We start from the raw sequence: 11,208 nt of genomic DNA, 5'->3' as shown, positions 1-11,208 counted from the left end.
ATCATCCCCGTATGCCCTCCACGCTCGATCCGCCCGCCGACGCCGCTTCAGAATCTGTCGGAAAGGCCACGTCCCACGTCCCCGACGCCGCCGGCCGCTTCGGCGATCACGGCGGGCGTTACGTCCCTGAAACCCTGATGCGGGCGTTGGAGCAGCTCAGCGAGGGCTATGCCGCCCTCGCCGGCGACGAGGCGTTTCAGACGGAGTTCCGCGGCCTGCTGAAGGAGTACGTCGGCCGCCCGACGCCGCTGTACCGGGCCGATCGTCTGACCGAGGCCTGCGGAGGAGCGACGGTCTGGCTCAAACGGGAGGATCTGAACCACACCGGCGCCCACAAAATTAATAATTCGCTCGGGCAGGCGCTGCTGGCCCGGCGGATGGGCAAGCGGCGCATCATCGCGGAGACCGGCGCTGGCCAGCACGGCGTCGCCACCGCGACGGCCTGCGCCCGGTTCGGCCTCGAATGCATCGTCTACATGGGCGAGGAGGACATCCGCCGGCAGGCGCTCAACGTGTTCCGCATGAAGCTGATGGGGGCGGAGGTGCGGCCGGTCTCCAGCGGGTCGAAGACCCTCAAGGACGCCACGAACGAGGCGATGCGGGACTGGATGGGCAGCGTGGAGAACACGCACTATATCATCGGCAGCGTCGTCGGCCCGGACCCGTTCCCCAAGATGGTGCGGGACTTCCAGAGCGTGATCGGCCGCGAAACCCGCGAGCAATGTCTCGATCACTTCGACCGCCTGCCGGACGAAGTGGTCGCTTGCGTCGGCGGCGGCTCGAACGCCGCGGGGATCTTCTTCCCGTTCGTGGACGACGACGCGGTGACGCTGACCGGCGTCGAAGCCGGCGGTCGCAGTCAGGCGGACGGCGATCACGCCAGCACCCTCTCCTTCGGCCGCCCCGGCGTGCTGCACGGGTCGTTCAGCTACGTGCTGCAGGACGACGACGGCCAGACCAGCCCGGTCCACAGCGTCTCCGCGGGCCTCGACTACCCCGGCGTCGGGCCGGAGCACAGCTATTGGAAGGACACCGGCCGCGTGAAGTACGTCGCCGTCGGCGACGACGCCGCCCTCTCCGCCTTCCGCAAATGCAGCGAGTTGGAAGGCATCATCCCCGCCGTCGAAACCGCCCACGCGATCCAATACGTCCTCGAAACGGCCGGCGGTCGCTCGGCGGACGACCACATCGTCATCTGCCTCAGCGGCCGTGGGGACAAGGACGTGTACGAGGTGGCGCGGTTGCTGGGCGAAGAGTTGTAGGAGAGGTCGGCAGGCGGCTCGCTTGCGGTTTCGCAGAGCCTCACCAAGATCGGGTGCCGCGAAACCGCAAGCGGGAATCCACCGCGAGCGAATCGAACGATCCGATGTCTGCAATCACCGCCGCCTTCGCCGCCGCGAAGGCGGAGAACCGCCTCGCCTTCATGCCGTTCGTCGCAGCAGGCGATCCTGATTGCGCGACGACCGCAGAGGTGTTGCACACCCTTGCCGACGCTGGCGCCGATCTGATTGAACTCGGCGTCCCCTTCTCCGACCCGATCGCGGACGGGCCGGTCATTCAGGCCAGCTACACGCGGGCGCTGCTGGACGGCGGGTTCAAGCTGGCCGATTTTTGGTCGATGCTGGAAGGACTGGACGCGAATGCCCTGCCGCCGTTGGTGGGGATGGTCAGCGTTTCCATCGTGCAGCGGGTCGGCCTGCAAGCATTCTGCGAAAAGGCCAAAGCCTGCGGGCTGGCCGGGTTGATCGTGCCCGACGTGCCGGGCGACGAAGCCACCGGGTTAGCGGCGGCGGCCCAAGCCGCGGGGCTGGACCTGATTCAACTCGTCTCGCCCCTCACTCCGCCGGAGCGTGTGAGCAAGATTCTCTCGGCGTGCAGCGGGTTCGTGTACTGCCTGTCCGTCGCTGGGACGACGGGGGAACGCGAGTCGCTGCCGCCGGAACTGACCGCGCACCTCGATCGGCTTCGTCAGCAAACCGATTTGCCGCTCGCCGTGGGGTTCGGCGTCAGCAAGCCGGAACACGCAGCCGCGTTGCGGGGCCACGCGGACGGGGCGATCGTCGGCAGCGCGTTGGTGCGTCGGCTCGAAGCGTTCGCCGATCAGCCAAAGGAAGCCGTGCTGAACGACGTGGCGGACTTCACCAAGGCGATGGTCGATGCGTGCAAGGCGTAATGGTCGCGAATCGGCCGCCTAAGCCGGAGCCATGGCTCCGGCTTAGGCGGCCGATTCGCCTCGCCGCTTGAAGGGGTAGAACCACACCCCGTACGGCAGAAACCGCGGCTTCAGCGGAGCCGCGAACCGCACGGGGTTCGCCAATTCCCACGCATAGCGGTTCGACAGTTCCCTTAGCGGTACGCAGGAGGCGTGTACGTCCTCGGGGGTCGCTCGCCGGCAACCGACGATCTCCACCGTGCCCACCAGCGCCCCGCGGGGGAGCACGTCGAGGTCCACATCTTCGCGGCTCAGCACCTCGTCCAGCTCCGGCAGGTCGCTGAACTTTTTGGCGGAGTAGACGTAGATCGTGCCTCGCACCGCCGTCGAGCGGGTGCGAATCTCCAGCGTCTTCCGACCGCCGAGGATCAACTCGCACCACGGCTGACGAATGCCGAGGGCGATGCGGTCGCGTTCCGGGGTCGGATCGACGAGGCCGGGGGACGCGGCGCCGGTCATCGTTCGCCGAGGCTCTCGAAGCGTTTGATGCAGAGCACGACGCCGCCGACGGTCAGCGCCGCCAGCACCGCGGCGATCGGGACGGCGGCGACCTCGCCGGAGTCCGTCACCCCGCCCACCGCCGCCGCCACCAGAAACACCGGCGACAGGGCGTAGCCGCCGACGCAATACACGATCACCCCCAGCACCGTCGCCCCGTAGCGCACCACCGTGCTGAGGTACGCCACGATCGTGAGATACAGCAGCCATCCGGCCACGAAGGCCCAGGTGATGGGGGAGACGATTCCCCGCATTACTTCGTCGATGGCCGACGGATGCCCCAGCAGCACGAATCCGCCCAGGCCCGCCAGTCCGCAGACGAGCGCGGGAATGAGGGCGAACACCGCCCCCTCGATTTTGCCGAGCACCAGCGACGACGTGCTCTTCGGCAACAACAGCAGGTTGCCGAGCGTGTTCCACTTCAACTCCTCGTTCAGGATGCGGGTGGCGAGGAACAACGAATCCGCCGCCATCGCCGCGACGCAGCCCATCGCCCAGATGCCCAGGACGTTGCCCCAGTCCCGGGGTTGGATCCGGGAGACGCCCTCCTCGTAGATCATGTAGCCGATAATCACCCCCAACACGGTCAACAGTCCGACGAACCGCAGGGCCAACCCCCGCCCGCCGCCGACGAGGAAGCGATATTCCTTCCAGGCGATCGGCCGTTTGCGGGGCCGGGAGCGGTCCGAGGGGTTCTTCGAGGAGGCCCGGCCGGCGAGTCCGCGGTCCGGGGCGGCGGCGCGATCCGCGTCGGCAAATCGCTCAAAGCAGATCCACGCCGCGGCGAAGCAGGCCAGCCCCGCAGCCAGACAGAAGCCGACCTGCGGGCACCAGACGCCCTCGGCGAAGCCGGTCTGGAAGATCTCGTTCAGACGATGCGGCACGCCGAACTCCGCGGCCCGGTCGGCGCCGTTCTCCTTGATCGCCACCGCCCAGCCCACCGGCCCCGTGATCTGCACGAGCACTTGCCCGAGGAACCCCACGACCGGCGGGAGGGCGAAATAGACCACCAGCGAGGCCCCGGTCCAGAACGCCGCCGTGGCGCTGCGTCGGCAGAGCACGCTCCACAGCAGACCCAGATTCGCCACCAGAATCAGATAGGCCGCCAGACAGACGAACGCGGCGGTGATCTGCCCGATCAGCACGCCGCCCAGCGTGATCGCCAGCAGCACGAACGGCATCTGCACGCCCAGCAGCAACAGCGCCGCGACCAAGCGGCTGGTGCTCTTCCCCAGCATCAACGCCGCCCGGCCGACGTTCGCCATTCGCAACAGGCCCAGCGTGCCCTCCTCCTTCTCCTCGGTGACGGCGGTCGCGAACAGGCTGACCGCCGCGAGGCTGATGAACACGACGTTCAACCAGCAGATGTTCTCGAAGAACGCCAACCCCGGCGCCCCCAACGACAAGCTCGTCGCCGCGGCGATGAGCAGCGCGACCTCGATGAACCCGGCGAACCCGAGCCTCAACAGATGGCCGCGCAGACCGCTCGCCTCGGTCTTGAGGGCGCGGTCGAAAAGAGCGAGGGAGCCGGAGAGCATGTGGTTGTCGTTCGTAGTGGCGTCCCTTCAGGGCGCCCCGTGTGATCTGCGGTGGACTCTCGTGGCGGGCCGCTCGCTCCGCTCGCGGGGCACGCTGAAGCGTGCCACTACAAACGTCACGCTTCCCGAACCCCGCCGGCGGTGAGTTCCATAAACGCCCGGTTCAGGTGCTTCTTCTCCTCCGCGAAGCCCACGACCGGCAGGCCCAAGGCGATCACGCCGCCGAGGATCTCGTTGACGGGGATCACGTCGCGGTCGAACGTCATCAGCCAGCCGGGGCGTTCCTCGCACTTGCGGACTTCGGTGACGCCGGGGATCGCCTGCAGGTCGTCGCTCAGATTTTCCGGCTCCGGGGCGCCGTCGCGGGGCGGGTCGAGCACCACGCGGTACGTCACCAACCCGGCGGCGGCGGAGAGCAGTTCGTCGATCGAGCCGCTGAACTTCGTCGTGCCGCGGTCGACGATCGTCACCGCATCGCACAGTTCCGCCAGCTCGGACAGAATGTGCGAGGAGATAAAGACGGTTTTCCCCATGCCTTTGAGGGCCCGCAGGATGTCCATCAATTCGATCCGGGCCCGCGGATCGAGGCCAGACGCCGGTTCGTCCAACAGCAACAGCGACGGGTCGTTGATCAGCACGCGAGCCAACCCGACCCGCTGCGTCATCCCACGGGACAGCCCCTTGATGAGGTCGTCCTGACGGCCGTCCATGTCGGTCAGTTCGAGGACGTTTTTGATGACGCCGTCGCGCGTCTTCGTCGGCAGGCCGTAGGCGGCGCCGAAGAAATCGAGGTACTCGTGCACCGACATCTGCCGGTACATGCTGAAGTGGTCCGGCATGAAGCCGATGCTGCTGCGAACGGCGTGCACCTGCCGCACCACGTCTCGGCCGAACACCCGCACGGCGCCCTGCTGGGGCTTCATGAGGGTGCAGATGATCTTGAGAGTCGTCGTCTTGCCGGCGCCGTTCGGTCCGACGAACCCGTGGATCTCCCCGGGCGCGACGTTGAACTCCATCCGCTGCAGCGCGCGGTGTTTCTTGTAGGTGTGCGAGAGCCGCACGACCTCGATCGCCGCCGTCTCCGACGCGATCGGCGCGGGGGGCGACGAGGGGGCGACGGAGTCCGTTGCGACGGTGTCGGCGGAGGCAGGGTCCGCGACGGCGGGTTCGGCGACGCTCACAGGGGGAACTCGTAGGAGAGAATCGTGGTGCCGTTCTGGTTCGGCAGCGGTTCGGTCGGCAGTTCCAGCCCCGCGGCGCCGAGGATGCGATGTTCGTCTCGCAGCGGCATGACCGCGTAAACCCGCACGCGACCTTTCGGCGCGGCGAGCCGGAACAGGTTGCGGGGTTCGAGGAACCCGAGATCGCGACCGATCAGTTGTCGGGCGGAGAGATCCAGACCGCGGTCGATCAGTTCCGCGTCGTCCTCCCAGCCGTAGTTTTGCCCGTAGGGGTCGTAGCCGTATCCGTAGTCGTTGCCGACGCCCTCGCCGTACGGAGCCGGCCGCACGTCCACGCCGCTGATGAGCGCGAAGCCGTAGCCCGTCAACAGGTTGCCCAGCGGGATCGCGTCCTGGGAGGAGTTCAACGTCGCCTCCCCGTTCGAGAGGTTCAGGGGATAGACGTGGCGGTGATGAATCGCGAACAGGCGGGCGCGGCTGTCGATGGCCTCCGGGATCTTCAGTCGCAGTGATTTGAGCCGCACGCCGGCGCCGTCCGCGGTCGTCCCGGATGAGCCGGCGAGCAGTTCCACGTTCGGTGCCGGCTCGCTGCGGCGGGCCTTCGAGACGAACGCTCGGGAGGAGAACGGCGGGACGTCGGCCGTGATCGAGCCTTCGCGGCCGTTGCGGATCACGCCCTTGACCGGCTCGGACGCCTGCCCGGTGCTGTAGAGCGTCGCCTCGCCCGGCACGGCGAAGGTGTAGTCGCCGCCGCTGATGACGAAGGCGTCCGACCATTGCGTGACCTCCGTCACCCCCTGCTCCTCGCCCGGTTGCGGCGGCAACGCCCGCACCAGCGCCGTGGTTCGCACCGAGGAACCCTCGCCGTAGCCCTGTCGTCCGACGGTTCGCAGGGCGGCGCCGAACGTCAGCGTGACGACCAGCAACAGCCCCAGCGTCGCCGGATAGCCGCGTCGCTCCCGACCGACGAGGAACACCCCCGGGAACAGCGCCGCCACGTACGCCAGGCAGAGGATGTGAATCAGCCCCCAGTTGTGCTCCGGCCGCACCATTCGCCGCAGCGTGGGCAGGATCTCTTCTTCCAATCGGGTGGGGACGTAGGCGACGGGGTAGCTGCCGGTCTGCTTCTCACGGCGTTTCTCGAAGGCGTCGTCCTCGGCGTTCATGCGAGGCACGGTCGCGTCCGGCAGCAGCGTGCCCTTGGCGAACGCTTCGGTGAGTTCCGTCGTCTTGCGAGCATGCCGATACACCGTGCCCCGACCGACCGTGAACTCCGACGCCGGATCGTTCATCACGGTCAACGGCCCGCCGAACTTCACCGGGGAGCCGTCGGGTTCGTTCAGCAGGTGCACCACGCCGCCGCCGTTCACCCAGGCGAGGAAGCTGTCCTGGCGAAGGTCTTCCCAATCGGGGGCGTGATCCAGCACCACGGCCCGCAGCCCGTCGGTCGCTTCGGGCCATTGGGGGAAGAGCGATTCGTCCATCCGCGGCAGGCCGGGAACGCGGGTGAACTCGTCGTCGGGCGCCAGCAGGAACACCGTCTGCTTCGTGAGTTTGTCCGGGAAGCCGGGCTTCCGCAGCGTCGTCGACAGACCGCCCTCCTCGATGGTTCCTTCTTCCGGGACCGCCTCCAGCTTCCAGGATTCGCCGCTGTCCAGCGGGATCACATAGAACTGCACCCGCCGCGACGCGAAGGGGGATAGGAACAGCGGTTCCTCCAGCGCCGCTCCTCGCCGTTCGCCGACGTAGTTGGCCCGATAGAGGGTCACCGTGCCGTCGAACGTTTCGTTGGTCGGGTTGTCCAACAGAATCGACACCGGCGTGAAGACCCCCGGCATCACCTGCCCGCCGAAGCCCCAGTCCACCTGCCGCACCGTCACCTGCGCGTCCGTCGGCGTCGCGCACAGAGCGAAGGCCAGCGCGACCAGCGAAGCGACGGCGGGGAATCGATGGGCGAACATCGGCGCGGTGAAAGGAGTCGAACGACCGGGCGACGATACCGGCGGAAGGGGGGGCACGTCGCGTTCCTCGGGATGGCTCAAACGCGGGGAGGCAGGTGAGGGGGTCAAACGACGGGGCGGCGGTGGAAGACCCACCACTCGGCGAGCAGCAGGACGAACGCCCCCGCCGCGAGCCAGTGCCACAACGGACGATCGGTGACGACCTCCTCGCCCGCCACGGAGACCTGCACTTCGTTGAACTCCAGTTCTTCCACACCGACCAGCGAGGTCTCCAGCGGCGAGAGCAGACCCGCCGTGAACGACGCGACCTCCTCCCCGCCGGCGCTGACCGTGTAGAGCCCGGCCGTCTCCGCGGGAACCGCGGTCAGCATCCCGCCGCCGTCGGCGTTCAGCGTGCGGCTCCCGTCCGGCCCGGCGACGGTCGCCTCGCGGGCGGGATCGCCGAGATCCACCGGAGGCAGCGTCCCGGTCTTGATCGCTCGCACCTCGCTCAGCGACGCGGCCCGGGTCGCCTCGCGGATCAGGTTTTGCACGAGGATCGGGAACGCCACGCGGTACGGCAGCGTGCTGGTCGCCGGGTCGAACAGCAGGTGGTAATCCACCCGCGAACCCTCCCGCCGACGCAGCATCAAAGGCCCGGTGCGGGCGTCGATCAGCACCTCGTAGCCCAGTTGTTCGAGGTCCGACGCATCCGCCGGTTCGCCGCTGGGTTGCTCCAGGTAGATCGGTTCCTCCGTGATTTGCACCTCACGTAGCTGCACGTGCTCCAGCACCGGGGCCGTCTGGCGCCAGTCGACCACATCCGCATACCCGACCTTCGTTTCCAACAGCCCCTGCAAGTCCTTCGGAACGATGCCGACGAACACCCGTACGGACGCGTCCGGGGCGGGGTTCTCCTCGCTGTCCGGCTGATCGATGAAGGCCAGGTCGTACCGCGGCGGGCCGGAGTCGTCCGGCCGGGGGAACAGCGTGACGGCGCCCGGGTCGAGCGTCAGCGCTTTCCGAAACACGCTTTGCGAGGTCGGGCAGAACGCCGTCAGCGGCCGCGGCGGGGGGAGGATCAGGGCGGCTGCGTCGTCGGCCGGCAGGCTGTCGCGGCCCTCCGCCACGACTTTCACCGTGACTTCCCGCGGCCCGTCCCCGGACACTTCAAATACCAGACGGGGGGAGTCGTCCGCGCGGGAGAACCCCACCGATTCGGTCGCCAACGGCTGTCCGCCGTCCGGGCCGTCGTCGCCGTACAGCTCGACCACCGCCCCGGTCGGCGTGCTGGCGGCGAGCTTCACGAACAGATCCCACCCCGCATCCTGCGCACCGCCCGTCCCGCTGCGGCGAGCGTTCAACGCGACCACGCCCACGTTGTCCCCCGCCGCCGGCAGCCGCTGATAGTTCACGGGGAAAGCCAGATCGACGTCCTCCGCCGGCGGGAGATTGCCGTCGGTGAGCAGAATCGCCTCCGAGACCGTCGCCGTCCTAGCCAGCGCCCCCGCGAGCCGCAGGGCGTCGCCGAGGTCGCTCTCGACGTCCTTCGTGACCAGTCGTTTGAGCGCCGGCTCGAGCAGGTTCTGGTTGTCGGTGAACTCCTGCATCGTCCGGGCGTGGCGATCGAATCCGACGATGGCGAGCTGCTGCCCCGGCAAGAGGCCGTCGATAATCTCCTCCGCCTTTTCGATCGCCAGATCGAGCCGCGATTGGCCGGTCGCATCGATCGCGGCCATGCTGGCGGAGGTGTCGATCAGCAGCACGCGGTACTCGGCCCGGCCGGAGCCGGCGTTCAGAAACGGCTGCATCGCCGCCAACATCAGCGCCAGCAGCAACAGCAGTTGGAGCAACAGCAGCAGGTTGCGGCGGAACTTCTGGAACGGGCTGTTCACCCGCTTGTCGTTCACGACCCGCCGCCACAGCGCGAGGCTGGGCACCTCCGCCTTCGGCCGCCGCAGCTTGAGGAAGTAGAAGACGATGATCGGCACGGCCAGCGCCGCCAACGCCCCCGCGGCGAGGTTTGCGAATCCGATCGAGGAGAGGGCGTTCATCGCAGCGCCTCTCTTACCAGCCCGACGCGCAAGCGTCGGCCGACGAGCGCAGCGAGTCGGACCGATTTTCCTGCTGATCTGCGACGAACTTCCGACGCTTGCGCGTCGGGCTGGTACTGCATGCTCATCGCAGCCACCCCCGACGCCGCAACGTGCCGAACAACAGATCCTTCAACGGCTCCTGCGTGCTGACCGGCAGGAACCGGCCGCCGCGCTGCCGGCACTGCACGGCGAGTTCATCCTCCAGGGCCAGCCGGTGATCCTGATAATAGCTCAGCAAATCGCCGGCCCGGGTGACGTCCAGCCCGGCGCCGTTCTCGCAGTCGACCAACCGCAGATCGCCGGTGAGATCCGGGTCGATCTCCTCCGGGGCGAGCACCTGCACCGCCCACGGTTCCAGCCCTGCCGCCTGCAACCGGCCGAACAGCCCGGACACGTCGCCGAAGGTCAGGAAGTCGCTGGCGATCACCGCGATGCCCCGTCCGCGGTGCCGCTTCAGCACGTCGTTCACGGCCTCCTCGATCGGGTAGTCCCCGCCCGGTTCGATCGCTTCCAAGAACTTCAGCAGCCGGGGAAGCGACTTGCGGCCGGTGCACGGCGGCAACCGCACCGGATCGCTGCCGGCCGCGTAGCAGGCGTGGGCGGAGACCTTCTCGACGCTGGTGAGGGCGCACACCCCGAACGCCGCGGCCATCCGGGCGGCTCGCAGCAGTTTCGTCTCGCCGCTGCCGTAGCGCATCGAGGCGCTGGCGTCGACGATCAGGCAGACGTGCAGTTCTTCCTCATGCCGATACAGCTTCATGTACGGCTTGTTGAGCCGGCTGAAGATGTTCCAGTCGACGAAGCGGACATCGTCACCGGGGGCGTAGTCGCGGTAGTCGGCAAACTCCGTGCTGCTGCCGCCCTTCCCGGCGAGATGCTCGCCGCGGGACGGGTTCGTGAGTCGACGCACCGGTTGCAGCCGCACTCGTTCGAGCCGACCGAGCACGTCGTTGGGCAACAGCGAGGAAAGCGACGCGGGAGCGGTCATGGCATCACCCACTCTTGCGGCAAACCACCAAGAAAGCGTCCCAGTCGCTGTTTCGCATCAACGAAGTCCATCTGGGACGTGCGGTCCCCACCGTGCACAATACCGTTCCGGGCCTCTCTGACCCGATCGGCTTCCGCGAGACTGCCTGCGTCGATGAGTCCCCTGGAACGGTCGCGCAACCGCCTAAGTAACGCCTGCACCGCGAGTCGCTCTCGCGAACTGCCGATATATTCCGTCCAACATCGACGACACGCCGTTTCAAAGACGGCGAACAATTGGACGACGAACGTCGCGTCCAACTGCCCGCCTGCCTTCGGTGCCGGTTCGCCCGGAACGGCTCCCAGCAAAGACCTCACCGCACGCGGCGTGACGTCGCCCGGCAGACCGGCGGTCCCGTCCTCCACGCCGCGCAACAAAGCGTCGACCGCAGACCGAGTCACGCGATACTGACGCTCGACCTCGGCCATCCGGTCCAACCAGACTTGTTTCGCGGGGGGCGAACCACTCAAACCGCGTCTTCCAAGCGAGCGGTCACCTCTAAGAATTTCTTCTCGGTCCACGGAACCATCAACGCCCCGACATGGGGATCGTCACTTCCCTCGGCGAATTCCCATTCGCCCTCGTCGAAGTAAAGATGTTCTGAGGTTAGGGAGGGGATCTTGTAGTAAGTCGCGATTCCATTGCCGGGACTGAGCATGAACCGGCCCGCGGGGGTGTGAATCAGCAGTCGAGGCAATCCATCGATTTCGTAACGA

At 67.6% G+C, this 11,208-nt stretch carries 10 protein-coding genes; 2 read left to right on the top strand and 8 right to left on the bottom strand.

Going from position 1 to position 11,208, the window contains the following annotated elements:
• The first annotated feature begins 11 nt into the window (after positions 1-11).
• Positions 12-1,262 (top strand): tryptophan synthase subunit beta, encoded by a 1,251-nt coding sequence (gene trpB, locus LzC2_RS08530; protein WP_171185834.1) that lies wholly within the window; start codon positions 12-14, stop codon positions 1,260-1,262.
• A 104-nt stretch (positions 1,263-1,366) separates the two neighbouring features.
• Positions 1,367-2,173: a tryptophan synthase subunit alpha gene (gene trpA, locus LzC2_RS08525; protein WP_171185832.1), complete on the top strand. Its 807-nt coding sequence runs from the start codon at positions 1,367-1,369 to the stop codon at positions 2,171-2,173.
• A gap of 42 nt (positions 2,174-2,215) precedes the next feature.
• On the opposite strand, the gene LzC2_RS08520 is transcribed toward trpA, so the two are convergent.
• The 8 genes from LzC2_RS08520 to LzC2_RS21795 all read right to left on the bottom strand — a co-directional run bounded on the left by LzC2_RS08520 (position 2,216) and on the right by LzC2_RS21795 (position 11,189).
• Positions 2,216-2,671 carry an ASCH domain-containing protein gene (locus tag LzC2_RS08520; protein WP_171185831.1) on the bottom strand — a complete coding sequence of 152 codons (456 nt, stop codon included), beginning with the start codon at positions 2,669-2,671 and terminating at the stop codon, positions 2,216-2,218.
• Positions 2,668-4,248, bottom strand: a complete 1,581-nt coding sequence (locus LzC2_RS08515; protein ID WP_171185829.1) for an ABC-2 transporter permease — start codon at positions 4,246-4,248, stop codon at positions 2,668-2,670. The genes LzC2_RS08520 and LzC2_RS08515 overlap by 4 nt, the downstream gene beginning before the upstream one ends.
• A gap of 116 nt (positions 4,249-4,364) precedes the next feature.
• Positions 4,365-5,429, bottom strand: coding sequence for an ABC transporter ATP-binding protein (locus LzC2_RS08510; RefSeq protein WP_315854587.1), 1,065 nt, complete (start codon positions 5,427-5,429; stop codon positions 4,365-4,367).
• Positions 5,426-7,390 carry a hypothetical protein gene (locus tag LzC2_RS08505; protein ID WP_171185827.1) on the bottom strand — a complete coding sequence of 655 codons (1,965 nt, stop codon included), beginning with the start codon at positions 7,388-7,390 and terminating at the stop codon, positions 5,426-5,428. Before LzC2_RS08505 ends, LzC2_RS08510 begins: the two co-directional genes overlap by 4 nt.
• A gap of 104 nt (positions 7,391-7,494) precedes the next feature.
• The gene (locus LzC2_RS08500) at positions 7,495-9,423 is read right to left on the bottom strand and encodes a vWA domain-containing protein (protein ID WP_171185825.1); all 1,929 of its coding nucleotides are present in this window, start codon (positions 9,421-9,423) and stop codon (positions 7,495-7,497) included.
• A gap of 124 nt (positions 9,424-9,547) precedes the next feature.
• Entirely contained in the window at positions 9,548-10,453 is a 906-nt protein-coding gene (locus LzC2_RS08495) for a DUF58 domain-containing protein (RefSeq protein ID WP_171185823.1), read from the bottom strand.
• The gene (locus tag LzC2_RS08490; protein ID WP_171185821.1) at positions 10,450-10,920 is read right to left on the bottom strand and encodes a hypothetical protein; all 471 of its coding nucleotides are present in this window, start codon (positions 10,918-10,920) and stop codon (positions 10,450-10,452) included. Before LzC2_RS08490 ends, LzC2_RS08495 begins: the two co-directional genes overlap by 4 nt.
• Positions 10,921-10,958: 38 nt before the next feature.
• Positions 10,959-11,189: a hypothetical protein gene (locus LzC2_RS21795; protein WP_206678620.1), complete on the bottom strand. Its 231-nt coding sequence runs from the start codon at positions 11,187-11,189 to the stop codon at positions 10,959-10,961.
• Between the last annotated feature and the right edge of the window lie 19 nt (positions 11,190-11,208).

It is taken from the genome of Alienimonas chondri (assembly GCF_013036045.1).
Classification (GTDB): Bacteria; Planctomycetota; Planctomycetia; order Planctomycetales; family Planctomycetaceae; genus Alienimonas; species Alienimonas chondri.
This window is presented reverse-complemented; position numbering and strand designations above follow the sequence as displayed.